Raw genomic sequence first — 25,963 nt, forward strand, 5'->3', positions numbered from 1 at the left:
CCCACCGGCGGGATCACCGGCGCACGCCAAGAGGACGGGACAGCCATGCCTTCTTTCGAGACCCCCGAACCGGTCTTCGCCACCTTCGACCTGGAGGCCGGTTCCGCCCGTATCACCGCGGGCAAGCGCACCGGCACGGTCGTGGAGGTGCTGCCGCGCAACAGCTCCGACGACAACGACGTACGCGCCGCGCAGCAGACCCAGGTCACCTGCTCGGACGGCCGCCTGAGCGTGCGGACCCCGAAGAAGCGGTCCCTGTTCGGGAAGCCCGGCACCATCGAGGTGAGCGTCGAACTGCCCGCGGGGTCCGGGATCCGGGCCGCCTCGGGCATGGGCGACCTCGTCTGTGAGGGACGCTTCGGGAACGTCACGCTCAAGACCTCGCTCGGCGACATCCGGGCGGACGAGACCGCGGACGCCGATCTCAGGACCGACCACGGCGACATCCGCCTCACCCTCGCGGACGGGGACGCCGAGATCGTCGGCTCGGGCCGGATCGAGATCGGTACGGTCACCGGCGCGGCGACCGTCAAGAACGGCAACGGTGCCACCGGGATCGGTGAGATCACCGGGGTCCTGAAGACCCAGGCGGCCAACGGCGACATCTCCGTGGGCACCGCGCACAGCGCTGTCACCGCCAAGTCCGCCAACGGCCGGATCGAGGTCGGCGTCGCCCACGCCGGGGTCGACGCGATGACCTCCAACGGCCGCATCACCATCGGCGACGTGACCCGCGGCCGGATCGACCTGCGCACCTCCGTCGGCAACCTCGAGGTGGGCATCCACGAAGGCACCGCGGCCTGGCTCGACCTGAACGCCAAGTACGGCACGGTACGCAGTTCGCTCGGCTCCTTCGACGGTCCGGCGGACAGCGACGAGACCGCCGAGGTGCACGCGCGGACCTCGGTCGGCGACATCGTCATCCGCCGCGCCTGACCCGCCCCTCCCCCGCACACCCGCTCCGCCTGCTCCGCCTGCTCCGCCCATCCTGCTCGTCCCGCCCCTCCCGGAAGGAAAGCGGCATGACTGCTGCCCGGACGTCCGCGCCGACCACAACGGCCGCGAAGGCCCCGGCGATCACCGCCACCGGACTGCGCAAGTCCTACGGCGACAAGCTCGTGCTCGACGGCATCGACCTGGACATCGCCGAAGGCTCCGTCTTCGCGCTGCTCGGACCCAACGGCGCCGGCAAGACCACCACCGTGGAGATCCTCTCCACACTCCTGCGCACCGACGCGGGCAGCGCCCGGATAGCGGGCCACGACCTGGCCCGGGACACCGAAGCGATCCGGTCCGTGATCGGCGTCACCGGCCAGTTCTCCGCCGTGGACAATCTGCTGACCGCCGAGGAGAACCTGCTCCTCATGGCCGATCTGCACCACCTGGACCGGCGCGAGGGCAGGCGGCGGGCCACGGAACTGCTGCGCCGCTTCGAACTGTCCGACGTGACGGGCAAGACCGCCGCCACCTTCTCCGGCGGCATGCGGCGCAAGCTCGACCTGGCGATGACCCTGGTCGGCGACCCGCGGATCATCTTCCTCGACGAGCCCACCACCGGGCTCGACCCGCGCAGCCGGCGCACCATGTGGGACATCATCCGCGGCCTGGTCGCGGACGAGGGCGTCACCATCTTCCTGACCACCCAGTACCTGGAGGAGGCCGACCAGCTCGCCGGCCGCATCGCCGTGCTGGACCACGGCAGGCTGATCGCCGAGGGCACCGCCGACGAGCTGAAACAGCTCATCCCCGGCGGCCACATCCGGGTGCGGTTCGCCGACTCCCGGGCCCTGGAGGCCGCGGCGGGCATCTTCGGCATCGCCGCCCGCGACGAGGAGTCCCTCACCCTGCGGATCCCCGGCGACGGCTCCCTCCCCAGCCTGCGGGCCGTCCTCGACGCCCTGGAGGCCACCGGCGTAGCGGCAGAGTCCCTCACCGTTCACACCCCCGACCTGGACGATGTGTTCCTGACCCTCACCGGCCAGCCCCGCCCCGCCACCACCGCCGCCGCCGCCGCTGCCGTGCCGCCGAAGGAGAACGTCTGATGGCCACCCTGTCCTACGCCGCCCGGGACTCGCGGACGATGCTGCGGCGCAGCCTCAAGAAGGCCCTGCGCTACCCGTCCCTGACCTTCACCGTCGTCATCATGCCCATCATGATGCTGCTGCTGTTCAACTACGCCTTCGGCAACGCCCTGGGCGACGGCATCAGCCAGCTGCCCACCGGCAGCGGCGCCTACATCGACTACGTGGCGCCCGGCATCATCCTGATGGCCGCCACCTCCGGCGCACTGACCAGTGCGATCAGTGTGTGCGTCGACAAGACCGAAGGCATCGTCAACCGCTTCCGCACGATGCCGATCTCCCAGGCGTCCTTCCTGACCGGCCATGTCGTGGGCAGTGTGATCCAGACGATGACCAGCATCGCGCTCGTCATCGGTGCCGCTCTCCTGCTGGGCTTCCGCCCCGACGCGACCCCCGTCGAATGGCTCGCCGCGACCGGTCTGCTCGCCCTGCTCACCTTCGCTCTCACCTGGCTCTCCGCGGCCATCGGCCTGGTCGCCAAGACCGTGGAGAGCGCCAGCAACATCCCGATGCCGATCACGTTCCTGCCGTTCCTCGGCAGCGCCATCGTGCCGACCGACTCCATGCCCGCCGGGCTGCGCTGGTTCGCCGAGTACCAGCCCTTCACCCCGGTCATCGAGACCCTGCGCGGCCTGTGGCTGGGCACCGGGATCGGCTCCAGCGCGGTCATCGCCCTCGCCTGGTGCCTGGCCCTCGCCCTGACCGGCTACGTCTGGGCCCGCCGCACCTTCAAGGCCGGAGCCAGCCGGTAGGCCCGCCGCACACACGGGAGAGCCCCTCACCGCCCAGGCCGGTGAGGGGTTCTCCCGTGTGTGCGGCGGGCCCGCCCAGGCCCCGCCACCCTCCTCCCCCGCATCCCCCGCCCCCCTGGGCGGCGGCCCGCAGGGCCGGTCCGCGCGGGTCCTCGCGGGCCAGGCCCCGGCGGACGTGCCGGGCAACGCGGTGCGGCGGGCCGCGTGCGCCTACGGCCCGGTGTCCTCCCGGGAGGCCGGGGCCGCGTCGTCGAACCGGTCGCGCTGGATGCGGTGGGCGAGAGCGCGGCGCACGGAGGGCCCGGCGGTGGCGGTGGCGGTGGCGGCCGTCCGCGCGGGGACGTCGAGGCCGCGGCTGATCCTGTCGTACACGTCCCGGTAACCGCGGGGCAGTTCGGCGCGGTGCAGGCGCAGGTCCTCCTCGACGAGGCGGCGCAGTGCGTCCACGCTGCCGGGCGTGAAGCGTTTCCTTCCCCGGGCGAGGGCGTCGGTGTACCGGGTGCAGCGGGCGGCGCCGTCCAGGGTGTGGGAGACCGCTTCGGCCAGGGCCCACAGGCGCCCTTCGAGCCAGGGGGCGTCGGTCTGGTCCAGGGAGAGGTCCGCCGCGGGCTGCGGGCCGTTTGCGTGGTGCTTGGCGGCGTGTCTGGACACGGCGGGCTGGCTCATGTCCGCGAGCCGGGCGATCCGTTCCTGTGTCCAGCCAAGTCCGGTGAGCAGTCTGATCAGTTCGGTGCGCAGTGCGCGCGCCTCCTCGCCCGCGCGGATGACTTCGTTCATTCCGGCGAGCATCCGCCCGGCCTGTTCCTCGGTCAGTCCCTGCGCCGGCTGTCTGCCGCTGCGGCGCTTCCTGCCGCTTGCCATGGTCTGGTCGCGCACCTCTGCACCCTCCCGCCATCTCGTATATAACCTGGTTGTACAACCAGGTTATATACGGCAGGGTCCGTGTCATGCCCACTTTTTCCGCACCTGACGGGGTCCGGCTCGCCTACCGTGTTCACGGGGACGGCGCGCCGCTCGTCTGCGTCCCCGGCGGCCCGGCCGACTCCCGCTACCTCGGTGATCTCGGCGGCCTGCCGGCGCACCGCAGGCTGATCGTCCTGGACCTGAGGGGAACGGGGCGGTCCGCGCTGCCCGGGGATGTCTCCTCCTACCGCTGTGACCGTCTCGCCGAGGACGTCGAGGCCCTGCGCGTCCATCTCGGCCTCCCCGTGATCGACCTGCTGGGCCATTCGGCCGGGACGGACATCGTGACCCAGTACGCGGCGCGGCATCCCGGGAACGTCGGGCGGCTCGTCCTGGTCGCCCCCGGCGGCCGGTCCCTGGGGATCACGGTGTCCGCCCGGTCCCGGCGTGAGCTGGCGCTGCTGCGCGCGCACGAGCCGTGGTTCCCGGCGGCGTTCGCCGCCCTGGAGGCGGTCCTGGAGGGCACCGGCAGCGACTGGGCGGCCGTCGATCCGTTCTTCTGCGGCCGGTGGGACGGTCCGGCGCGGCGGCACCGGGCGGCGAGCCGCCCGGACAACGCGCAGGCCCTCGCCCAGTTCGCGGCCGGGGACGCTTTCACTCCCGGGGCCACGCGTGCGGCGCTGGCCGCTCTCGCGGCTCCCGTCCTGCTGCTGGCCGGGGAGCTGGACCTGAACAGTCCCCCGGGGACGGTGGCCGAGGCGGCCGGGCTGTTCCCCCGCGGCAGGCTCAGCGTGCAGCCGGGGGCGGGGCACTGTCCCTGGACCGATGACGCGGACCGGTTCGCGTCGGCCGTCGCGGCGTTCCTGGCGTAGTGCCCCGCCCTGCGCTACCGCCGGGCGAAGCGGTCGAGCGCCGCGTGCACCGCGGCGCTCATGGCGGCGCTGCCCTTGTGTCCCGCGTCGTCGATGACCACGAGTTCCGCGCCGGGCCAGGCCCGGGCGAGTTCCCAGGCCGTGTCGAGCGGTCCGCTGATGTCGAGGCGGCCGTGGACCAGGACGCCGGGGATGCCCGCCAGGCGCCCCGCCTCGCGGATCAGCAGGCCCTCCTCCAGCCAGGCCCCGTGGGAGAAGTAGTGCGAGCAGATGCGTACCAGGGCCAGCCTGGCCCGGGGCGGCCGGCCGGTGTACGGGTCGGGTGAGCCGTTGGGCTCCGCGGAGAGCACCGCGTCCTCCCAGGCGCACCAGCGGGCCGTGGCCCTGGCCCGTACGTCCGGGTCGGGGTCCGCCATGCGGTGTGCGTACGCGGTGACGAGGCCGTCGTCCGTCCCGGCCTCGGGGACGCCGTCCCTGAACCGCTGCCACTCCTCGGGGAAGAACCGGCCCGCGCCCCGGTAGAGCCAGTCGATCTCGCGGCGGCGGGTGGTGGTGACGGAGGCGATCACGATCTCCGACACCCGCTGCGGGTGGCGTTCGGCGTAGGCCAGGATGAGGGTGGATCCCCAGGAGCCGCCGTACAGCAGCCACTTCTCGATGCCGAGGTGCTGGCGCAGCTGTTCCATGTCGGCGATCAGGTGCTCGGTGGTGTTGAGGCTCATGTCGGTGCCGGGGTCGGCGGCGTGGGGGGTGCTGCGGCCGCATCCGCGCTGGTCGAACAGGACGGTCCGGTAGCGCTCCGGGTCGAAGGAGCTGCGTGCGCCGGCCGAGCAGCCCGAGCCGGGGCCGCCGTGGACGACGAGCGCGGGTTTGCCGCCGGGGTTTCCGCAGGTCTCCCAGTAGACGAGGTTGCCGTCGCCGGTGTCGAGCATGCCGTGGTCGTAGGGGTCGGCCGGCGGGTAGGGGGCTGCCATGGTCCGGGTCTCCTCCATCGGTTCCGCAGGACGTGCGGGACGTCCAAGGGTGCGCGGGGTGCGCGGGGGTGCGCGGGGCTGGCGAACGTGCCGGGGCGGCGGGGCGGCGGGGCGGCGGGGCGGCGGGGCGGCGGGGCGGCGAACGTGCCGGGGTGGCGGGGCTGTTACGGCGTGCGGGCGGCCGAAGGGGCGGGCAGGACACCCTGCGCGCGCCCGGGTGAACCGTATCCCGGGGCCTGTTAGGCTCGCGGAGCGCTGGCCGCCCGGTGGGGACCGGCCGTTGCGCAGCACCGAGTTCGAGGAGACCAGCACATGGCGGGTGACGACGACATCTCGGGGTGAGACCCCGTTGTGTCAGGCCACCGGCTGATGCCCAGGAGCATCGCCGTCGTGGCCGTTGAGTCGTCCCCTTTTTTTCTTCCATGTCCCGGGCACCGTTCTTTGCCTGCCCGTACCTTCTTTGAGGTCTTCTCATGTCCGACGCCTCCGTCGTCTGCTCCGCCCTGTCCTTCGCCTGGCCTGACGGCACCCCTGTCTTCGGGGATCTGTCCTTCACCCTGGCCGGTGGCCGCACCGGCCTGGTCGCGCCCAACGGTTCCGGCAAGAGCACTCTGCTCAGGCTGGCCGCCGGTGAACTGCGGCCGGGCACCGGCTCGGTCCAGGTGCACGGCACACTCGGCTACCTCCCCCAGACCCTCCCCCTGACCGCCGGTCTCACGGTGGCCCAGGTGCTGGGCATCGCCGGGGTGACCGCGGCCCTGGACGCCGTGGAATCGGGGGACGTGAGCGAGGAGCACTTCACGGCCATCGGCGACGACTGGGACATCGAGGAGCGCACCCGGGCCCAGCTGGACCGCCTCGGCCTTGCCGGGCTCGCCCTCGACCGGAGTCTGGGCACCCTCAGCGGCGGCCAGGCCGTCCAGCTCGGCCTGGCCGCCCAGCTGCTGAAGCGGCCCGGCGTGCTCCTCCTCGACGAGCCGACCAACAACCTCGACCTCGGTGCCCGGCACAGGCTCTACGACGTACTGGAGGACTTCAGCGGCTGTCTCCTCCTGGTCAGCCACGACCGGGCGCTGCTCGACCGCATGGAACGTATCGCCGAACTCCAGAACGGCGAACTGCGTTTCCACGGAGGGAACTTCACCGCGTACGAAGAGGCCGTGCGCGCCGGGCAGGAGGCCGCCGAGAAGAACGTCCGCAACGCCGAACAGGAGCTGAAGCGGGAGAAGCGGGAGATGCAGCAGGCCCGCGAGCGCGCCGAACGCCGCGCGGGCAGCGCCGCCCGCAGCCTCAAAAGCGCGGGCCTGCCGCGTATCTTCGCCGGGAACATGAAGCGCGGCGCCCAGGAATCGGCGGGCCGGTCGGGGCAGCTGCACGCCGCCCGGGCCAGCGAGGCCAGGGCCCGGCTCGACGAAGCGGAACGGGCCCTGCGCGACGACCAGCGCATCACCCTGGACCTGCCGGACACCGCCGTACCGGCCGGACGCACCCTGGTCCTGGGCGAGCAGCTGCAGGTCCGCCGCAACGGCCGGGACCTGTTCGCCGGGAAGGGCGTCGACCTGACCGTCCGGGGCCCCGAACGCATCGCGCTGACCGGCCCCAACGGCAGCGGCAAGACCACCCTGCTGCGGCTGATCGGCGGCGGGCTCTCCCCGGACGGCGGGCGGATCACCCGGGCCGGCGGCCGGATCGCCTCCCTCTCACAGCGGCTGGACCTGCTGGACGCGGACCGTACCGTCGCTGAGAACTTCGCCGCCTGCGCGCCGCACCGCACAGAGGCCGAACGGATGAACCTGCTCGCCCGCTTCCTCTTCCGGGGACGGCGCGCCCGCCTCCCGGCCGGGGCACTGTCCGGCGGGGAACTGCTGCGCGCCACCCTGGCCTGCGTGCTGTACGCCGAACCGGCCCCGCAGCTGCTGCTCCTGGACGAGCCGACCAACAACCTCGACCTGGTGAGCGCGGGCCAGCTGGAAAGCGCGCTCGGCTCGTACCGGGGAGCTTTCGTGGTGGTCAGTCACGACGAGCGGTTCCTCGCCCGGGCCGGCGTGGAGAGGTGGCTGCGGATGGCCGACGGCACGCTGGCCGAGACGGGGGCACCGCAGATGTGACCTTCCGGGACGCGACCGGGCCCGCGCCCGGGGCGGGACGACCGCCCGGCGGGCCGAAACACCGATCACCCCAGGTGGACCACCATGCCCCAACCCGCCCTGACCGCCACCGGCATCGTCCGCACCCTGGGCACCAGACGGGTGCTCGACGGCGTCAGCCTCACCGTCTCCCCCGGCCACCGCATCGGGCTGATCGGGGAGAACGGCGCCGGCAAGTCGACCCTGCTCCGGGTGCTGGCCGGAATCGACGAACCCGACCGCGGAACCGTCACCCGCCCCGCCAGTCCGGGCTTCCTGCACCAGGAGCCTCCCTTCGGCGCCTCATCGACGATCGCCGACGTACTGGACGAAGCCCTGCGCGAGGCCCGTGAAGACCTCGCCGGGCTCGAACGTCTCGCCAGCCGGATCGCCCTGGCCCCACCGGACTCCCCCGGCTGCGCGGAACTCCTCGACGCGTACGCCCGGCAGCTCGAACAGGCCCAGGACCGCGAGTCCTGGGACGCGGACCGGCGTGCCGCGGTCATGCTCGACGGACTCGGCCTCGGCCCGCTCGGGCACGACAGACAGACCGCTTCCCTCTCCGGCGGGCAGCGCGGCCGCCTCGCCCTGGCCGCCCTGCTGGTACGGCGCCCGCCAGCCCTGCTGCTGGACGAACCGACCAACCACCTCGACGACCGTGCCGCCGCCTTCCTGGAGGAACAGGTACGCGCCCTGCCCGGGGCCGTCGTGGTGGCCAGCCACGACCGGGCCTTCCTCGACGCCGTCTGCACCAGCCTGGTCGACCTCGACCCGGCCGCGGACGGCCCGGTCCGCTACGGCGGCAGCTACAGCGCCTACCTGGCCCACAGACACGCCGAACGGGAACGCTGGGAACGGCGCTACGCCGGGGAACAGGAAGAACTGGCAGCACTGCGCCACTCGGCCGAAGTGACCGCACACCAGGCGGCACCCGGCCGGGAACGGCGCGACAACGAGAAAATGGGCTACGGCCACCGCAGCGGCCGGGTACAGAGCCAGATCTCACGGCGGGTACGCAACGCCGCCCGCAGACTGGAGACACTCGAACGCGGACAGACCAGCCAACCGCCGCAGCCGCTCCGTTTCCACAGCACCGCGCTCACCGCCGCCCCAGCCAGCGAAAAACCAGCCGGTGAAAGACCAGCCGACGAAGGACCAGCCCGCGAAGGACTGGCTGGCGAAGGACTGGCCGGCGAGGCGCTCGTCTCCCTGCGTGACGTGCGGGTGCCCGGCCGGCTGGCCGTCAGGCACCTGGACGTGACCGCGGCCGGGCGCCTTCTGGTCACGGGAGACAACGGGGCGGGCAAGTCAACGCTGCTGTCGGTGCTCGCCGGACAGCTCACCCCCGAGGGCCGGGTACAGCGGCGGCCGGGCCTCACCGTCGGGCTGCTGGCCCAGGACACCGGCTTCGCCCGGCCCGGGCGCACCGGACGCGACATCTACACACACGTCCTGGGCGCCGAGCGGGCCCAGGCCCTCCCGCCGGACTCCCTGGGCCTGCTGCACACCGCGGACCTGGACAAGCCGGTCGGCCAGCTGTCAGCCGGACAGCGCCGCCGGCTCGCACTGGCACTGCTGGTGGCACGCCCGCCACAGCTGCTGCTGCTCGACGAGCCCACCAACCACCTGTCCCCGCAGCTGTGCGACGAACTGGAAGACGCCCTGGGCACCGGGCCCGGCGCGGTCGTGCTGGCCAGCCACGACCGCTGGCTGCGCGGCCGCTGGCAGGGCAGCGAACTCCGGCTGCCCAGCCAGCCCTGACACGGCCACCGCCCCGCACCACACACCAGACGCCGCCACGCACCACTCACCAAGCGCCCGCGCCCGCGCCCCGCACTGCTCGCCAGGCGCGGGCGCCACGCAGGGCTCACCGGGCGCGGGCGCCACGCACCACGCACCACTCACCGCTCACCAAGCGCCGCCGCCCCGCACCGCTCACCAGGCGCGGGCGCCGCGCGCCGCTCACCGGGTGCAGGCGCCCCGCACCACTCACCACTCACCGCTCACCGGGTGCGGGCGCCGCGCAGGGCCCGGATGCCGTCACTGCCGTCGGCGTCGATCGCGGCAAGGCCCGCCGCGGGAACGAGCGTGGGAAGCAGCAGCTGCCAGAACCCCGCGACCGTCGGCGCCGAGAGCCACGCCGCGTCCCTGGTCCCGAGCACCTCGAACCCCATGGTCGCGGCGACCACGGCTATCACCATGTCCTGCACCCCTGTCCCGCGGCGCAGTTCACCCCCGGCCTCGGCCTGTTCCACCGTCCGCTCGACCCAGTGCCGCCAGTGCTGCCGCAGATCCGTCCGCACCGGGCGGGAGACCTCCCCGCTCAGCGCGAAACCGACCCGCAGGACCACATCGGCACGGAGCTCACCGGCGAGCGCGTGAGTCGCGTCGACCAGGAGCTGCACCTGGCTCTGCCCGGGCTGCCGCGCACCCGCCGTAACAGCCAGCAGCCTGGCCAGCGCCGACTCGCCGACAGCGTCCACCAGAGCGGCTTTGCTGGCGAAGTGGAAGTGCAGCGCCCCATTGCTCACCCCGGCCTGCGAACTGATCAGCGTGAGTGACGCCGCCGAGGAACCGCCCCGGTCGAAGACCTCGGCCGCGGACCGGATCAGGGAGTCACGCGTACGCGCCGCGCGTTCCTGCTTCACCATCAACTGCTCCGTCATTGCCGGTGATCCGTGAGTACCGAAGAACAGACCACGACTATAACGAACCGAACGTGCTGTTTATTACGCTCCCCCGCCCACTCTGATGCAGGACACCTTCACCAGCCGCAGAACAACAGAGGCCGGGAAGCACTAGAAATTAAACCGGTCGGTATGTATTTTCGGGCCAGGTCACCCTTTAATGCATCTTTCGTACCAGCCCCTGGGGGAGCTATGTCCACGAGCGCTTTTCAGGCGGAGCGCACCACGCCCGCCAGCACGGCCGCGGCGGACGCCGGGACGTCCGCGGCCGGGCCCGGCAGTTCCCGCCCCGCCGCACCCGCCGCCACCGTCGCCAAGGAGCTCGTGCACCGCTCCTCCGCCGCGGAGGTCATGCTCGCCGGCTGGGCCCGGACGGGCGACACCCGTTTCACCGTGACCGCCCGCTGGCCCCACGGCCACAGCTTCTTCACGCCGGTCGCAGGCGGCTACCACGACCCGCTCATAGGCTGCGAAACGATCCGCCAGACCGGCATCCTGCTGGGCCACGCGGAGTTCGGGGTGCCCCTGGGCCATCAGTTCGTCGTCTGGGACATCGACATCGCCGTACACCCCGAACACCTGGAAGCCGCGGACGAGCCCGCCCTCCTGGACATCGACGTCCGCTGCACACAGATCACCCGGCGCGGCAGCAGCCTGTCCGGGATGCGCCTGGAGACCGTCTTCCGCCGCGACGGCCACACCGCCGCGACCGGGGGCGGCAGCTTCTCCTGCATGTCCCCCGCGGTCTACCGGCGGGTACGCGGCGCACACCTGCCCGGCAGCGGCCAGCAGCAGCCGCTGACCGGCCCGGCCGCCCCGCAGAGCGTGGGACGCACCTCACCCAAGGACGTGGTGCTCTCCCCCGCGGACGGAACGAACCGCTGGCTGCTGCGGGCAGACACCCGCCACCCCGTGCTCTTCGAGCACGCCAGCGACCACGTACCGGGCATGGTGCTGGCCGAGGCCGCCCGCCAGGCAGCAGCCGCGGCCCTCGGCCGCTCCTCCTACCTGCCGCTGCGGATCGCCAGCGAGTTCATGCGCTACGTCGAGATCGGCACCCCCTGCACGGTCGAGGCCGCCCTGCTGCCCGGCACCGGCCCCAGCGGCGAACAGCACGTCTCAGTCACCGCCCACCAGAACGGCCAGCCGGCCTACCGCGCCACCGTGACCGCCGGACCCCACCACCTCTGAGCCCGGCAGACAGCACCCGCCCGCAACAGCCCCCAGCCCCGCAGCCGCCGGACACCAGCAGCAACACCCCACCCGCCAACAGACACCAGCAGCGTGCCCCCACCCGCCAACAGACACCGACACCGACGGCACGCCCCACCCGCCGCCGGACACCCACGGCGCGCCCCACCCGCCCACGGACACGGACACGGACACCAGCAGCACGCCCCACCCGCCGCCGGACACCAGCAGCACACCTCACCCGCCAACGGACACCAGCAGCACACCCCATCCGCCAACGGACACGGACACCAGCAGCAACACCCCACCGGCCAGCGGACACCGACGGCACGCCCCGCCCGCCAACAGACACAGACACCGACACGGACACGGACGGCGTGCCCCGCCCGCCGCCGGACACCCACGGCACGCCCCGCCGGCCAGCGGGCACCGGAGGCACGCCCCACCCGCCGGCCAGCGGGCACCAGCAGCACACCCCACCCGCCGGCCGGCGGGCACCGGCGGCGTGCCTCACTGGCCGGCGAACGCGTCCAGATGATCGCCGGCCCACTGCCAAAACGTCGTGGCCGGCCGGCCGAGCAGCCTGGCGACCGTGTCCCCGGCCTCCGCCTTCGCCCCCGCACGGCCGCGCTCCGCGCTCTCCAGCAGCGCCTCGACGATCTCCGCCGGATAGCGCGCGCCCAGGGCGGCACGGGCCCGCACGGGCCCCAGCTCCTCGAAGAGGAGCGGACGGCCCAGCAGTTCACCGAGCTGCTCCGTCTGCCCGGCCGCGCTGAGCGCCTCCGGCCCGGTCAGCGTGTAGGTCCTGCCCGCATGGCCGCCCCCGGTCAGCGCACGCACCGCCACCCCCGCGACATCACGCGGATCGACACAGGCGTTCACCGACCGCCCGTACAGCGCCCGCACCACACCCCGCTCACGGATCAGCCCCGCCCAGGACAGCGTGTTGGACATGAACGCGCGCGGCCGCAGCAGCGTCCACTCCATACCGGACGCACGCAGGAGTTCCTCGTTACGCCGCTGCCACCGGGTGATCAGGTCACTGGCCCCGCTGTCCCCGGCCGCGGCCGCGGACAGCTTCACCACATGCCTGACCCCGGCCGACCGGGCAGCCCGCAGGAAACCCGCGTCGTCACCCCCGCCGGGAAGCGTCACCAGGAACACGGCACGCACCCCGCGCAGCGCACCGGCCAGGGAAGCCGGATCGGTGAAATCGCCGCGCACCGTCTCAGCCGCCCCCGCACCGGTCACCCGCCCGGGCCGTCTCGCCATGATCCGGACCGCCAGCCCGTCCGGGATACCCCGCACCACCTCACGGCCGACGGTCCCCGTGGCACCAGTGATCAGAATCATGCCCCTGCCCCTCTTGTCTGACAATTTTCTGACCGGTAAAGACGAGAAAGCGGCCAGGAATACGGCCTGTAAGATACGAACTGGACGGTTTCTTTACCGGCCTCCCGACGTTCCGACCACCCTGAGGAGGGAGGAGGCACAGTGGCTGAGCAGCTGCGAGCCATCCGCACCCGTCAGACGATCCTTACGGCGGCGGCCAGGATCTTCGAGGAATACGGATACCAGGCCGCCACGATCTCCCAGATCCTCACCGCGGCCGGAGTCACCAAGGGCGCCCTGTACTTCCACTTCCAGTCGAAGGAGGACCTGGCCCAGGGAGTCCTCGCCGAGCAGGACCAGCTGATCATCGCCCCCCTGCGCGCCTCCAAAGTGCAGGAGGTCGTGGACGTCGTCATGCTCCACGCCCACCGCCTGCAGACCGACCCCATGGTCCGCGCCGGAGTCCGCCTCTCGATGGACCAGTCCGCACGCAACCTCGACCGCAGCGGCCCGTTCCTGCGCTGGGCCGAAGTCGGCCTCAGCCTCCTCGAGCAGGCACAGGCCCAGGGCGAACTGCTCCCGCACATCTCGCCGTCCGAAACAGCCGATGTCATCGTGGGCTCCTTCGCGGGAATCCAGTCGATGTCCCAGGCCGTCTGCGAGTACCGCGACCTGGTCAAGCGGGTCTCGGCCCTGATGCGCCACGTGCTGCCCAGCGCGGTAGTGCCTTCCGTCCTGGCCTCCCTCGACCTCTCCGAAGGCCGCGGGGCAGCCGTCTACGCCGAAGCATCGCAGGCACGGTCCCCCGCCGGAGCCCAAGCCGCCAGCTGAACACCGCCCGTTCCCGCGGGAGACCGTCAAGGACACCCCGCGGGAAAACCGCCCTCACCGGCAGGACCGCCCACAGCCCGGTCCTCAAGGAAATACGCGCCAAGCACCTCCGCCAGCCCGCGGCCCCCCGGCACCCACGCCGTATAACCGTCCGGCCGCACCAGCAGCGCACAGTGCTCCCCCTCCCGGCCAGGACCAGCACGGACAACACGCACCGTCCCCCGCCACCGCCGGGCCTCCTCCTCGTACACACCGCCCTCCTCACCGAACAGCAGCAGCAACGGCCTGCCCTCACGCAGCAGAGCCATCACATCAGTCTCACCATCCGGCGTACTGAGCACCATATTGCCGAGGAACTCCCCCGCACCCTCCCCATGACCCGGCAGCACCGTGTCCTGGCCACTGACCATCGCACCGAGATAACCCCGGTCCGCCGACAGCACACCCGTGAACACCGTGCGCAGCGCATCAAGTTCACCCCCCGGCCGCATCAGGGCAAGCTGCGCCCGGGTCTGCTCAACAACCCGGGCAGCCGCCGGACGGCGCTCAGCATCATACGTATCCAGCAGCCCCGGAGCCGCCCGGCCCCGGACAGCAAGAGCCAGCTTCCAGCCCAGATTCAGCGCATCCAGAACACCCGTACTGAGACCCTGCCCGCCAATGGGAAAATGCACATGCGCCGCATCCCCCGCCAGGAAAACCCGCCCCGCACGGAAAGTCCCCGCAACCCGCGCGAAATCACTGAACCGGCTGAGCCAGCGCGCATCACCCATCGCCACATCCCGCCCCGCAATCCAGGACACCTCAGCCCGCAGCTCCTCCAGAGAAGGCGCAACCCGCCAGCCAGGATGAGCACCAGCACAGTTCAGCGTACGGACATGAACACAACCCCCAGCCCCGTGCTTAGCCACAATCCAGCCCCGCGGCGTACGGTGCCACCCCCCACCAAGCTCACCAGGCCGGGCAAGCGTCACCGTCCCCATCAGCGCAGACACCGACGCCGGAAACGTATCCGACGCAATACCCGCCCACTCACGGACCATCCCCCGCGAACCATCCGCCCCCACCGCATACAACCCCGTACACACCACCCCCCCGTCCGGCCCCACAGCCGAAACCCGCACACCACCACCATCCTGCGAAACCCCCGTCACCCGGCACCCCCGCAGAACACGCACCCCCGCAGCCACCGCCCGCGCCTCGAAATACCCCTCCAGCTCAGCCTGCACACACTTCACCACCGGCACCGGCTCACGCGCCGGAGCCCTGACCACCAGCCCCCCCAGACCCGCAAAATGAAACACACTCCGCCCCGGACCCCCCGTAAACGGAAACCCACCCCCCGGCAGAAACCCCCGACGAGCCAAAACCTGCACCGCCCGCGCATGCAACGTCGTCGCCTTCGGCCGCACAGAAACACCCCCACGCGACTCCACCACCACCACACCCACCCCCAACCCCGCAAGCTCACCAGCCAGCAACAACCCCACCGGCCCCCCACCCACCACCACAACCTCCCCCCGCACCACACCCACACCCCGCACAACAACCCCCCAAAACTCGACCACCACACCACCCCAAAAAATACACCCCACAAACCACCCACACACCCACCACCACAAACACAGACACAGAACGGGTGCGAGCCGCACTCCCACCCGCTGCCGGCCCCGGGGCTTTCCTCTCGCTCGGGCGGCATAGAGTGGGCCGATGACCAGCAGCAACGCGGGAACAGCACCGCAGACCAGCATCGACGGCGTGCGGAACTTCCGGGACGCTGGCGGGGTGGGGGCGTTGCCGCGTGGTGCGCTCTTCCGCTCCGGGGCCCTGCACGGCCTGACGCCGCAGGGGGCAGGCACGCTGGAGGAGCTGGGGGTCCGCACGGTCGTCGACCTGCGCAGTCGGCCCGAGGTCTCCGACCGTCCCGACAGCCTGCACGGCGCGGGCATCAGGTATCTGCACGTGCCGGTGTACGCCGAACAGCGGTGGCCTCAGGAGCAGATGGAGCTCTACCCGTCGATGGCCGAGCACTCCGGACGGGCGGTGCTGACCGTGCTGCGGCAGCTCACCGCAGAACGTCCCGCACCGGTTCTGGTTCACTGCGCCTCCGGGAAGGACCGGACCGGTGTGGTGATCGCCGTCCTGCAGACCTTGTTCGGGGCCTCCGAAGCCGAAGTCACCGCCGACTTCGTGCGCACCAACACCGAACTGAACCTCAGCCTTGCCACCACGCCGGCATCTGCCGTGCAGGGGCATAACACCCGTCCGGTCGCACCCCCGCACCTCCAGCGCGCCCTGCTGTGGATCCGGAGCCATCACGGCTCCCTCTCCGGATATCTCCGCGCGAACGGCGCCGCACCGCATGAGTTCCCCGCCGAAGTCACCATCGGCGAGGGGCCCTCCCGCTGAGAGGCGTGGACGCCGAGCCGTACGGGCGGCACCGATTCCGTCAGCCGACCAGCGCTTCCCATGTCTTCGGGCCCACCAGGCCGTCGACGGCGAGACGGTTGGCGCTCTGGAAGGAGCGTACGGCCGTGTTGGTCACCGCACCGAAGCCCCCGTCGACGGCCAGGCCCGCGCTGTGCTTGTTCAGCACCACCTGGAGGGCCCGTACATGCGCCCCGGAGCCACCGCGCCGCAGCTCGTACACCAGGCTCTTCCAGGTCTTCGGGCCGACCTGGCCGTCCGCCACCAGCTTCTTGGCGGACTGGAACTTCTTGACTGCGCGGACCGACACCGGTCCGTAGTTCCCGTCGGCGACCAGTGCGGTGCCGCGCTGGGTGATCAGGTGCTGGATGACTTTGACGGTCGCCCCTGCGGCGCCGGGGTTGAGGGCGGGCCAGCCGCCGCCCAGGTCCACGCCCCGTGCAGCGAGGAAGGACACCGGATCAGTGGTGGAACCCAGCCGTCCGGTGTGGGTTTCGAAGTGCAGGTGGGGGCCGGTCACGTTGCCGGTGGCACCCATGTCCGCGATGCGCTGTCCCGCCGCGACCCGGGCGTTGAGGGGGACGCGGAAGGCGCTGAGGTGGCCGTAATAGGTGTACGTGCCGGAGCCGTGCGAGATGACCAGGCCGTTGCCGGTGCGCCCGGTCAGGACGCCCTTGCCGCGTCGCACCACGGTCCCGGCGGCCGCCGCGTAGACGGCCGTGCCGGTCGAGTTGGTGACGTCCTGGCCCGCGTGCGGGTAGCCGCCGCGTGAGGCGCCGTAGTGTCCGCCCGCGGGGAAGCGGCCCCGGGCGGGGTTGCACCACCGGCCGTCCTTGAGCGTCGCCGCCTCGGCGGACGCGGTCAGGACCGGCAGGCCGGTGAGCAGCACTCCCAGCCCGGCACCCGCCCCCAGGATCAGCCCTCTGCGCGACGGACCTCCCAGCCCGGCGTCACGCTGTTCCTCCATCGCTCCGACGGCCGGACCGCATCGCTCACACATGTCCCGTCCTCCCTGACCGCGTGTCGTGTCTACGCGCGTTGAGTGGGCATGAGCATGCCAGAGCATTTCCTCTTGTTCCAGGGGTGCGCACATGACTGTTGCCGTACATGCGGCGGTCGCTACGACGAACCTGCCGGGCCGTCACGGCCTCCCCCGGCCTTCCCGGCGTGGGGCGTCACACGGCCTGTGCGGCAGGTTCGCTCAGGTGGGCGGCTGCCGTTCGCCAGGCGGCGGTCACCGCTGTGCGGGCCCGTGCGGTGCGGGCGGCGCGGTCGCCGGTCAGCTCCAGGGGCGTACCCACATGCACATGGAGGACCGGGCGGCGCAGCGGCGCTGTCGCCAGACCGGCCAGCTGCTTGGCGGCGTTGCCCGAGGCGACCCGGCGGGCACCTGCCTGGCCGACGGGAATGACGGGGGCGCCGGTGTGCTCGACGATCCGGGCCAGGCCGCTGCGGAACGGGCCGGGGGCCGCTTCCGCGACGTCCCTGCGGCGGGGCAGGCCGCCCTCCGCGTAGATGAGGACCAGTCGCCCCTGCTCCAGGGCTTGTGCCGCGAGGTCCAGCGAGGCCGCCGCGCGGCGGTCCCCGCGGATGACGGGGATGTGGCCTTCGCGGGCGAGCGCGCGGCCCAGCAGCGGGATCCGCCACAGCCCCGCGGCCGCCATGATGACTGGTTCCGCGCCGAGGCTGCGCAGTGCGGCAATCACGATGGCGGGGTCGGCCAGGGACGTATGGTTCGCGGCCACGATGCTCCCGGGCTCCAGCCCGGCACCGGGGTCGGTGGTCACCGACAGACGGCCGGCCGCGGGCACCACGGCCCCGGCGATACGACTGAGCATGAACGGGCTCCCTGACTCTGGGGGTTCGGCGCACAGGCAACGCCGGTACGCCTCGTGTGCGGCCTTCATCGTCGGGGGCTGGGGGCCCGGGTGCCTGAGTCGGGGTACTCATCTTCATTCCCGTACGCGCTGACGGGAAAGGGCGCCGTGCCGTCGGGCGGCTGCCGGGCTCACCGGCCGGTCAGTGCCGGACGAAGCAGAACGGATGCCCTGCCGGGTCTGCCAGGACGCGCCAACCGCGTGCCCCGCCACCCGAGTCGAGCAGAGTGGCGCCCAGACGGAGGGCGTTCTCCTGCGCCCGGTCCAGATCGTCGACGGCCAGGTCGAGATGGGCCTGCTGGGGGCGGGCGGAGTCCGGCCAGGACGGCGGCCGGTAGTCGGCCACCCGCTGGAAGGCCAGCACCGACCCGTCGTCGGTATGAAGCGTCGCCCAGCCGCCCCCGACCGACCAGCGGGGGTCCGGCCGGTTGACCTGCCCGCCGAGAAGTGCCCGGTAGAAGCGGGACAGTTCGTCGACGTCGGCACAGTCCAGCACCACGCACTGCAGCTTGGCCATCATGGCCCGCAGCGTCTCATGGCGCCTGCCACGCATACGGGGCAGGCCTCCGCCCCGGATCGCTGGGGAGCAGACCTGGAGGAGTTCGTTCCGGCCATGAACTGGCAAATTTCTTTAACAGGACGGCCGGTTAGGCGATATGCTGATGCAGAATGTGCAAACGATTTGCAGAATGAGGAGGGTCATGGTTACTCGGGCGACCGACACCGGGACGAATCAGAGCGTCGAACGAGCGGTCTCGGTGCTGCGCGCACTCGACTCGGGCCGTGCCGAGCTACGTGTCTCGGACGTCGCCGAACTCACCGGGCTGGGCTCCTCCACGACGTCCCGGCTGCTGTCCACCCTCGAGCGTCTCGACATGGTGGAACGCGACCCCGTCAGCAACCTCTACCGGCTCAGCCTCGGCATCCTGCCGCTCGCCGCCACCGCGACCAACCGTCACCCGGTGCACCGTGCCGCCCGCATGGTCCTCCAGGACCTCGCCACCCGTACCGGGCTCGGGGCCAATGTCGCCATCCGCCGCGGCACCGAGCTGATGTTCCTGTGCAACTTCGAGGGTGCCCGCACCCCCAAGTCCTATACGCAGGCCGGGCACAGCGCCCCCCTGCACGCCACCAGCATCGGCAAGTGCCTGCTGACCGGGCTCACGGCCAAGGAGCGCCGCAAGCTGCTCCCCGAGCCGCTCGCCGCGCACACCGACTACACGACCACCAGTCACGAACTCCTCGACTCCGAGATCGACACCGTGCGCCGCACCGGGTACGCCGTCGAGGCGGAGGAGCGCGCCCTGGGCCGGGCCTCCCTCGCCGCGCCCGTCCGCGACGCCTCGGGGGACGTGGTCGCCGCCATCTCCCTGTGGGGCCCCACCTCCCTGCTCGGCAATCACACCGAGGCCGAGGGACAGCGTCTCGCGCTGACCCGTGAGGTCATCGAGGCCGCCGACGTCATCAGTCAGGCGCTCGGCGCCCTCTGAGACGCCCCTCTGAGACACCCCTCTGAGAGTCCCCTCCGAGACGCCCTTTGAGGCGTCTTCGGCATTTTCGGCGACTTCCGGCGTTTTCGACGCTCTCCGGGGGGTGTCTTCCCAGACACCCCCCGGAAGACGTCTTCCGGGGCACCCCTCCGAGGCGTCGTCCAGGACGCCCGCGCACGGAGGAGCATGGGCAGGGGCTCCGAACGGCCGAAGCCTGCGCACCGGGACGCCCGCGCGAAGGGGGCCCGGTGAAGGCAGTTCGCCTTCACCGGGCCCCCTTCGTCGCGCCGCTGGAGCCGCTACACGCTGTACGCCTTGAACGCGATCACCTGTACGTGCCGTGCCCCGTGCGTCGCGTCCACCACGAGCCGCAGCGCGTCCGTGCGCACGGGCCCGCCGTCCGCACCCACCAGCGCGTGGACGCGGTGGCGGCGGCGGTTGCCCGTGACCGTCAGCAGAGTGCGCCAGCCGCCGTCCGGTTCGCGGCTCTCGATCCGGTAGTCACGGACCAGTTCCGGCATGACCTCGAACGGGGTGCGGTGCCGGTGCAGGTTGTTGAGGTACTCGTCGACGTCGTCGTCGAACACCACCCGCGCCTCGGTGAGCCGCTGCTCGCCGTCCCAGTCCAGGCGCAGCCACTCCTCGGCCCGCTCCGGGTCGGGCAGCGGTGCCGACGACCACTTCTGGGGGCCGCCGTAGGCCCGCTGGAAGCCGCCGACAGCCCGCTCGGGCAGGAAGGCCGTGGTGTCCGGGGACGCACGGAAGCCGAACGTCTGCCGCCGCAGCCCGCGGGCCTGCCACTCCAGAACCAGCTGCCCCTCCTCCTCCGGGATGTCGTGGTCGACGGCCGCGTCCCCCTCGACCCTGCTGCGCAGCGCGAGGACGCCCTCGGTGCGCTCGGGTACGAGGGCCAGGGCCGCCCCCGGGCAGGAGCGGACGATCAGGACGACGTTCTCCGGGGTGTCCGGGCGGTGGTCGAGCCGGGCCGTGACCCAGTGGGGGCCGCCCGCGGGTACGGTCACCGTGGTGGTGAGCAGGTGGTCGACCGGGACGGCGTTCTCGGGGCGGCCGGTGCTCCACAGTTCCACGGTGAGCTCGCCCGGCTGGTCGCCGGGGGCGCCGTGGACCAGCAGGTCGACCGTGTCGAGCGCGGGGTCCGCCGGCAGCAGCAGGGCGAGGTCGCGGCTGAGCGGGTACGGCTCGCCGGGCGCCGCCTCGGTGGGCTCGGCCGCCAGGCGGCTCAGGTGCGAGGAGGCACTGATCCGGGCCGTGCGCGCCAGGTTGCCCGGGTCGTCGTCGGCGAGGCCGATGACGGAGGCGTCTTGCCGCAGCAGGGCGTGACGCACCAGTTCGGGGCGCTTTGTGGCGAGTTCACGCGGGGTGAGGTCCTCGGCGACACAGAGCGCGGCGGCGGTTCCGGCGGCCTCGCCGAGCGTGGCGCAGGTGGCCATGACCCGGGTGGCGCCGAAGGCGATGTGGGTGGCGGAGATGTTGCGTCCGGCGAACAGGAGGTTACTGACGTTCGCCGAGTACAAGGAGCGCAGCGGGATGTGGAAGATGCCGTCCGCGTAGCGCTGGCGGGCGCCCGGCTCGTCCGCGTACATGCCCTGAACCGGGTGGAGGTCGACCGACCAGCCGCCGAAGGCGACCCGGTCGTCGAACTGGCGCTGTTCGAGGATGTCCTGCTGGGTGAGGATGTAGTCACCCAGGAAGCGACGGTACTCGCGCTTGCCGGGGAGGCTGCCGACCCATTCGAGGGTGAGGTTCTCGGCGTCCGGGAACTCTCCGGAGTTCTTGATGTGGTCCCAGATCCCCATGATCACGGACTGGAGCTCGTCGCGGATGCGCTCGTTGTCGTGGACCGTGTCGAGCTCGCCGCCCCACTCGATCCACCAGTAGTCGCACCCGTTGTCGCCGGTCCGCAGCACGCGGTTGCGCAGGATGGGCGTGGTGGTGAGGTCGCGGGCGGAGTCCGGCGGTACGAACTTCACCGGGCGGCCCATGTCCTTGGTGTGGAACAGGATCGTCGAGCCGAGCAGCGCCTCGTCCTGCTCCTCGGGCGCCCAGGGCTCGTCGAACTCCGCGCGGGCCTCGCGGCCGATGCGGTAGTGGGCTCCGGCCAGGTGGCCGAGCAGGCCGTCGCCGGTGCAGTCGAGGAACTGCTCCGCGTGGAAGGTGATGCGCCGCTCCGAGCCCATCATCCAGCCGGTGCACGAGTGCAGCACGCGGGCGTCGTCCGGGCCGCTCGCGTCGGCCTCCCGTACGTCGGTGTTGAGATACAGGTCGATGTTCGGTTCGGCCCGTACGGCATCGAGGACCACCTGGTCCCAGTAGTACGGATTGCCCTCGGGATTGCGGAACTGGTTCTCGGTGTACAGCTCGCCCATGATGCCGGTCTCGCGCGCCCAGCGGTGCACCCCGTGGGCGGTGGCGCCGCAGACCCAGACCCGGATCTCGCTGCTGGCGTTGCCGCCGAGGACGGGCCGGTTGTTGACCAGGGCGACACGTCGGCCGAGCCGGGCTGCGGCGATGGCCGCGCAGGTCCCCGCCAAGCCGCCGCCGATGACGGCGATGTCGTAATGGACCTCTTCTTCCCGCACGGTGCGGCCTCCTTGGAGTGAAGCTCGGATACTCTCCGCAACAGCGGAGCGTCCTTGAACGTACATCACTTCCATATTGTGCAACCACTGTTCAGCTAGTGGGATGTGCTGTAGATTTCCGGCGCAGCCAAAGACGACCGCCGCCACGGAGTCCCAGATGGGCTCGTGGCTCGTTCGACGGCTTCGCCGGTCCTGCACAGATCCGGCGATTCACTGCCCAAAAGGGTTGACGCCGTCGCACGATATGGAGAACGATCCCGCATGCTGCAACTTGCGTTCAATGGAGCATGTATGGCATTCACAGAGGGTCTCGGTCGAAGCAGAGGACGGAGCGGCCCACCCGGCACTCCCGGCCGCGCCGCGCCCGTCCGCCTGCGCACGGCCGTCTGTGGCACGCCCCGCACCAGCGCTCCTGCCCCGTTCGAGAGGACACACCCATGAGTACGGCCGCACCTCCGCAGAAGGCCGCTCCACGCCGTGAGCGGGCCGGCGGACGGCTCTCCAACGGCGCGTTCGCACTGCTGCTGACCGCGCCGGGAATCGCCCTGTTCGCGGCGATCATCATCTACCCGTTGCTGTCAGCACTGGTCACCGGCTTCTTCAAGCAGGACCTGCGGCTGCCGGGCCGGGAGTTCGTCGGCCTGGAGAACTTCGCCTACTGGCTGGACGGCGACTTCCTCACCATCCTCCAGCAGACGCTGACCTTCACCGTCGGCGCGACCATCGTCCCCTTCGTGATCGGCTTCGCGCTTGCCCTGGCGCTGAACTCGGGTCTCAAGGGCAGCGGCTTCCTGCGCGGTCTGTTCCTCTTCCCCTGGGTGATCCCGGGCGTGGTGGTCTCCTTCCTCTGGATGTGGATCTTCAACGCGAACTACGGGGTGCTGAACGGCGTCCTCATGAAGGCCGGGATCATCGACGAGTCGATCTCGTGGCTCGGCCAGCCCGGCACCGCCATGCTCGCCGTCATCATCACCAAGACCTGGGCCAGCTTCCCCTGGATGATGGTGATGCTCCTGGCGGGCCTGCAGACCGTGCCCAAGGAACTCCACGAGGCGGCCTCGATGGACGGGGCGGGCTCGATCCGGCGCTTCTTCGCCGTGACCTGGCCGCAGGTCCGCGGCGTCGCCTCCATCGTGCTGCTGCTGGAGTTCATCTGGAACTTCCAGCACTTCGACACCATCTACGTGCTCACCGGGGGCGGCCCGGCCGGCTCGACCGAGACCTTCGCGACCGCCGTGTACCAGACCGCCTTCAAGGGCTTCGACATCGGCCGGGCGACCGCGCTGGGCGGCCTGTGGATGCTGCTGCTGCTCGTCCTCGTAGTTGTGTACCTCAGGATCACCGAGCGGAAGAACGACGCCTGATGACTTCCACGACCACCACCCCGCTGTCCGGCACCGACCGGCTGAGCTCTGCCGCGACGTCCTCCGGGCGCACCTCGCGCCGCCGGATACGCAAGGACCTGCTGCGCTCGCGGATCGTGGCCTGGACCGCCGTCCTGGTCATCGGCGCCTTCGGCATGCTGCCCATCTACTGGCTGCTCGCCACCGCGCTGAGCAGCCCCGAGCAGACCTTCCAGTTCCCGCCGAAGCTGATTCCCACCGACATCACCTTCAGCAACTTCACCGCCCTCGCCGAGAACGACCAGCTGATCAAGTACCTGGTCAACTCCCTCATCGTGGCCTCGATCACCGCCGTGCTGAGCGTGGTCGTCGCGACCTACATGGGCTACTCGTTCTCCAAGTTCCGCTACCGCGGACGGCGCTCGCTGATGCACATGGTGCTGGCCTCGCAGATGTTCCCGCAGGCGCTCCTGCTGGTGACGCTGTACGCGGTCTTCTCCAGCTTCGGCCTGCTCAACACGTACACCGCCCTGGTGCTGTCCTTCACCACGTTCACGATGCCGCTGTGCGTCTGGATGCTGAAGGGAATCTTCGACACCATCCCGGACGCCCTGCTGGAGGCCGCGTCCATCGACGGCGCGTCCCGCTGGCGGACGCTGCACTCCATCGTGGCCCCGCTGGCCGCGCCCGGCATGATCGCCGCCGGTCTGTTCGCCTTCGTCCGCGGCTGGAACGACTTCATCTTCGCGGTGACGCTGGCCGACAAGGAGAAGCAGACCCTGCCGCCCGGCCTCGTCTCGACGTACATCGGCGAGTTCCAGACCGCCTGGCCCGAGCTGATGGCCGCCTCTCTGGTGGTGTCCGTTCCGGTGGTCGTCGCCTTCATGTTCCTGCAGCGCTACCTCGTCGGCGGGATGACCGCCGGTTCGGTCAAGAGCTGAGCCCGCGGGACCACCCGCACCCTCTCCCCCACGTATTCCCCTTCCGCCCACTCCCCGATGGAGACACCCATGACCACCTCTGGCCTCAGCCGGCGCGGCGCGCTTCGTATGTTCGGCCTCGGCGCGCTCGGTGTGGCAGGCGTCGGCGCCCTGAGCGCCTGCGCCCCGTCCGGTCCCAGCTCCTCCTCCAACGGAGGCGACACGAAGTCCAAGAACTTCGACTTCACCTCCTGGTCGCTCAACGAGGAGGCCGCCAAGCCCTCCATCGAGAAGATCATCAAGGCGTGGGAGAAGGCCGAGGGCTCCAAGGTCCGCGCGGTCTCCTACCCGTACAACGAGTACCTGAGCCAGCTCACCCTCAAGCTCGGCGGCGGCGAGACCACCGGTGCGATACACCTCGACATCGCCTGGCTCGCCGCGGTGGCGCAGATGGGCAAGCTCGCCGACCTCGGCTCCGTGGCGTCCAAGGGCGGCTACACGGACGTCGCGCTGAACAGCGGCAAGTACGACGGCAAGCAGTACGGCCTGCCGTGGAACACCGGCTCCATCGGCCTCATCGCCAACTCCAAGCTCCTGGCGAAGGCCGGCATCAAGAAGCACCCCACCACCGTCGAGGAGTTCGAGGACGCGCTGCGGGCGCTGAAGGGCCTCGGCGGCGGTGTGGTGCCCTACGCCGCGGCCACCAAGGTCGCCCAGCTGAAGGACATCTTCCCCTGGATGCAGACCTTCGGCTGCACCCTGCTCGACGGTGACAAGGTCACCATCGGCGACGACGCCTCGATCGACGCGGTCACCTGGTACAAGAAGCTCCACGACGAGAAGCTGATCGCCGCCGACGTGGACCGCTTCGACGCCCGTGCCCTGTTCGGGCAGGGCAAGGCCGCCTTCTACGACGACGCCATCATCGGCAAGGGCGTGACCTCGGCCCAGTCCAAGGACAAGACGCTGGCCGACGCGATGCAGCCGATGCAGCGTCCCGTGCAGAAGGCGGGCGACACGCCCCAGGCGCTGCTGTGGGGCGGTGTCATCGCGATCGTCAAGGGCAAGGGCCAGGACGCCGCCACCGACTTCGCGCTGCACGCCACCACCGATCAGGCCACCGTCGCCCAGTACTTCGCCGAGCGCGCCCTGCCGCCGTCCACCACGGCGGGCCTGGCCGACCCGAAGGTCGCCAAGGACACCTTCTCCACCGAGTGGACCGAGAAGATCACCAAGACGGCGACGGGCAGCCCGTTCTGGCAGTTCGCGCAGAACGCCCAGATCGAGGAGGCCGTGGCCAAGCAGGTCCAGGCCGTCCTGGTCGGCAAGTCGAAGCCGAAGGACGCCATGAAGCACGCCGCCGAGGAGGTCACGGACCTCATCAAGCGCTGAATCGAGCGCTGATCCGGAGCACGGCATCCGGAAGGCGGCTCAGGGGCCCGGTGAAGGCGGTTCGCCTTCACCGGGCCCCTTGCGTTCCGCACCCGACTTCCCCAAGACGTATTTCAGTTTCGTATTGTGCACCCTCTGTTCGTAATCTGGGATCGGTTGTAAGCT

At 71.2% G+C, this 25,963-nt stretch carries 22 protein-coding genes; 13 read left to right on the top strand and 9 right to left on the bottom strand.

Features of this window, described 5'->3' with window-relative positions; translation table 11 throughout:
* The first annotated feature begins 45 nt into the window (after positions 1-45).
* The 3 genes from ACFVWY_RS04210 (at position 46) to ACFVWY_RS04220 (ending at position 2,833) form a co-directional block, all read left to right on the top strand.
* Positions 46-936 (top strand): DUF4097 domain-containing protein, encoded by an 891-nt coding sequence (locus ACFVWY_RS04210; protein ID WP_389867148.1) that lies wholly within the window; start codon positions 46-48, stop codon positions 934-936.
* An 86-nt stretch (positions 937-1,022) separates the two neighbouring features.
* Complete coding sequence (locus ACFVWY_RS04215; protein WP_389867150.1) at positions 1,023-2,042, top strand: ATP-binding cassette domain-containing protein; 1,020 nt, start codon at positions 1,023-1,025, stop codon at positions 2,040-2,042.
* Entirely contained in the window at positions 2,042-2,833 is a 792-nt protein-coding gene (locus ACFVWY_RS04220) for an ABC transporter permease (RefSeq protein ID WP_389867152.1), read from the top strand. The genes ACFVWY_RS04215 and ACFVWY_RS04220 overlap by 1 nt, the downstream gene beginning before the upstream one ends.
* Before the next feature lie 210 nt (positions 2,834-3,043).
* On the opposite strand, the gene ACFVWY_RS04225 is transcribed toward ACFVWY_RS04220, so the two are convergent.
* On the bottom strand, positions 3,044-3,694 hold the full coding sequence (locus tag ACFVWY_RS04225) for a sigma-70 family RNA polymerase sigma factor (RefSeq protein ID WP_389867154.1): 651 nt from the start codon (positions 3,692-3,694) through the stop codon (positions 3,044-3,046).
* Positions 3,695-3,780: 86 nt separating this feature from the next.
* Here ACFVWY_RS04225 and ACFVWY_RS04230 point away from each other — a divergent pair, with 86 nt between their 5' ends.
* A complete protein-coding gene (locus ACFVWY_RS04230; RefSeq protein WP_389867156.1) occupies positions 3,781-4,608 on the top strand; it encodes an alpha/beta fold hydrolase in 828 nt (275 codons plus the stop codon).
* A gap of 14 nt (positions 4,609-4,622) precedes the next feature.
* Here ACFVWY_RS04230 and pip read toward each other — a convergent pair whose 3' ends face one another.
* Complete coding sequence (gene pip / locus ACFVWY_RS04235; RefSeq protein WP_389867158.1) at positions 4,623-5,582, bottom strand: prolyl aminopeptidase; 960 nt, start codon at positions 5,580-5,582, stop codon at positions 4,623-4,625.
* Positions 5,583-6,055: 473 nt separating this feature from the next.
* Between pip and ACFVWY_RS04240 the strand changes: the two genes are divergently transcribed.
* Together ACFVWY_RS04240 and ACFVWY_RS04245 are read left to right on the top strand one after the other, a co-directional pair.
* Positions 6,056-7,690, top strand: a complete 1,635-nt coding sequence (locus ACFVWY_RS04240) for an ABC-F family ATP-binding cassette domain-containing protein (protein ID WP_389867160.1) — start codon at positions 6,056-6,058, stop codon at positions 7,688-7,690.
* An 84-nt stretch (positions 7,691-7,774) separates the two neighbouring features.
* Positions 7,775-9,469 (top strand): ABC-F family ATP-binding cassette domain-containing protein, encoded by a 1,695-nt coding sequence (locus ACFVWY_RS04245; protein WP_389867161.1) that lies wholly within the window; start codon positions 7,775-7,777, stop codon positions 9,467-9,469.
* Positions 9,470-9,711: 242 nt separating this feature from the next.
* Here ACFVWY_RS04245 and ACFVWY_RS04250 read toward each other — a convergent pair whose 3' ends face one another.
* On the bottom strand, positions 9,712-10,374 hold the full coding sequence (locus ACFVWY_RS04250) for a ScbR family autoregulator-binding transcription factor (RefSeq protein WP_389867163.1): 663 nt from the start codon (positions 10,372-10,374) through the stop codon (positions 9,712-9,714).
* Positions 10,375-10,587: 213 nt separating this feature from the next.
* On the opposite strand from ACFVWY_RS04250, the gene ACFVWY_RS04255 reads away from it, so the two are divergent.
* Positions 10,588-11,586: a ScbA/BarX family gamma-butyrolactone biosynthesis protein gene (locus ACFVWY_RS04255; RefSeq protein WP_389867165.1), complete on the top strand. Its 999-nt coding sequence runs from the start codon at positions 10,588-10,590 to the stop codon at positions 11,584-11,586.
* 510 nt (positions 11,587-12,096) lie between these two features.
* Here ACFVWY_RS04255 and ACFVWY_RS04260 read toward each other — a convergent pair.
* Positions 12,097-12,939, bottom strand: a complete 843-nt coding sequence (locus ACFVWY_RS04260) for an NAD(P)H-binding protein (protein WP_389867167.1) — start codon at positions 12,937-12,939, stop codon at positions 12,097-12,099.
* A 141-nt stretch (positions 12,940-13,080) separates the two neighbouring features.
* On the opposite strand from ACFVWY_RS04260, the gene ACFVWY_RS04265 reads away from it, so the two are divergent.
* Positions 13,081-13,749 carry a ScbR family autoregulator-binding transcription factor gene (locus ACFVWY_RS04265; RefSeq protein ID WP_389867169.1) on the top strand — a complete coding sequence of 223 codons (669 nt, stop codon included), beginning with the start codon at positions 13,081-13,083 and terminating at the stop codon, positions 13,747-13,749.
* A 26-nt stretch (positions 13,750-13,775) separates the two neighbouring features.
* Here ACFVWY_RS04265 and ACFVWY_RS04270 read toward each other — a convergent pair whose 3' ends face one another.
* Positions 13,776-15,500: an FAD-dependent monooxygenase gene (locus tag ACFVWY_RS04270; protein ID WP_389867171.1), complete on the bottom strand. Its 1,725-nt coding sequence runs from the start codon at positions 15,498-15,500 to the stop codon at positions 13,776-13,778.
* On the opposite strand from ACFVWY_RS04270, the gene ACFVWY_RS04275 reads away from it, so the two are divergent.
* Positions 15,460-16,158 (top strand): tyrosine-protein phosphatase, encoded by a 699-nt coding sequence (locus tag ACFVWY_RS04275; RefSeq protein WP_389867173.1) that lies wholly within the window; start codon positions 15,460-15,462, stop codon positions 16,156-16,158. The two genes, ACFVWY_RS04270 and ACFVWY_RS04275, sit on opposite strands and share 41 nt — an antisense overlap.
* Before the next feature lie 40 nt (positions 16,159-16,198).
* Here the strand turns inward: ACFVWY_RS04275 and ACFVWY_RS04280 are convergent, their stop codons facing one another.
* From ACFVWY_RS04280 to ACFVWY_RS04290, 3 genes are all read right to left on the bottom strand, one after another.
* Positions 16,199-17,176 (bottom strand): peptidoglycan-binding protein, encoded by a 978-nt coding sequence (locus ACFVWY_RS04280; protein WP_389867175.1) that lies wholly within the window; start codon positions 17,174-17,176, stop codon positions 16,199-16,201.
* Positions 17,177-17,351: 175 nt separating this feature from the next.
* Positions 17,352-18,014, bottom strand: coding sequence for a lysophospholipid acyltransferase family protein (locus tag ACFVWY_RS04285; RefSeq protein ID WP_389867177.1), 663 nt, complete (start codon positions 18,012-18,014; stop codon positions 17,352-17,354).
* Between the two features lie 181 nt (positions 18,015-18,195).
* A complete protein-coding gene (locus ACFVWY_RS04290) occupies positions 18,196-18,573 on the bottom strand; it encodes a VOC family protein (RefSeq protein WP_389867179.1) in 378 nt (125 codons plus the stop codon).
* A 181-nt stretch (positions 18,574-18,754) separates the two neighbouring features.
* Between ACFVWY_RS04290 and ACFVWY_RS04295 the strand changes: the two genes are divergently transcribed.
* Entirely contained in the window at positions 18,755-19,543 is a 789-nt protein-coding gene (locus ACFVWY_RS04295) for an IclR family transcriptional regulator (protein ID WP_389867180.1), read from the top strand.
* A gap of 299 nt (positions 19,544-19,842) precedes the next feature.
* Here ACFVWY_RS04295 and ACFVWY_RS04300 read toward each other — a convergent pair whose 3' ends face one another.
* The gene (locus ACFVWY_RS04300) at positions 19,843-22,143 is read right to left on the bottom strand and encodes an FAD-dependent oxidoreductase (protein WP_389867182.1); all 2,301 of its coding nucleotides are present in this window, start codon (positions 22,141-22,143) and stop codon (positions 19,843-19,845) included.
* Between the two features lie 437 nt (positions 22,144-22,580).
* On the opposite strand from ACFVWY_RS04300, the gene ACFVWY_RS04305 reads away from it, so the two are divergent.
* The 3 genes from ACFVWY_RS04305 to ACFVWY_RS04315 all read left to right on the top strand — a co-directional run bounded on the left by ACFVWY_RS04305 (position 22,581) and on the right by ACFVWY_RS04315 (position 25,798).
* On the top strand, positions 22,581-23,507 hold the full coding sequence (locus tag ACFVWY_RS04305; RefSeq protein WP_389867183.1) for a carbohydrate ABC transporter permease: 927 nt from the start codon (positions 22,581-22,583) through the stop codon (positions 23,505-23,507).
* Positions 23,507-24,427, top strand: a complete 921-nt coding sequence (locus ACFVWY_RS04310) for a carbohydrate ABC transporter permease (protein ID WP_389867185.1) — start codon at positions 23,507-23,509, stop codon at positions 24,425-24,427. The genes ACFVWY_RS04305 and ACFVWY_RS04310 overlap by 1 nt, the downstream gene beginning before the upstream one ends.
* A gap of 69 nt (positions 24,428-24,496) precedes the next feature.
* The gene (locus ACFVWY_RS04315) at positions 24,497-25,798 is read left to right on the top strand and encodes an extracellular solute-binding protein (protein ID WP_389867187.1); all 1,302 of its coding nucleotides are present in this window, start codon (positions 24,497-24,499) and stop codon (positions 25,796-25,798) included.
* Positions 25,799-25,963 lie beyond the last annotated feature (165 nt).

This window comes from Streptomyces sp. NPDC058195, assembly GCF_042883525.1.
In the GTDB taxonomy this organism is placed as follows: Bacteria; Actinomycetota; Actinomycetes; order Streptomycetales; family Streptomycetaceae; genus Streptomyces.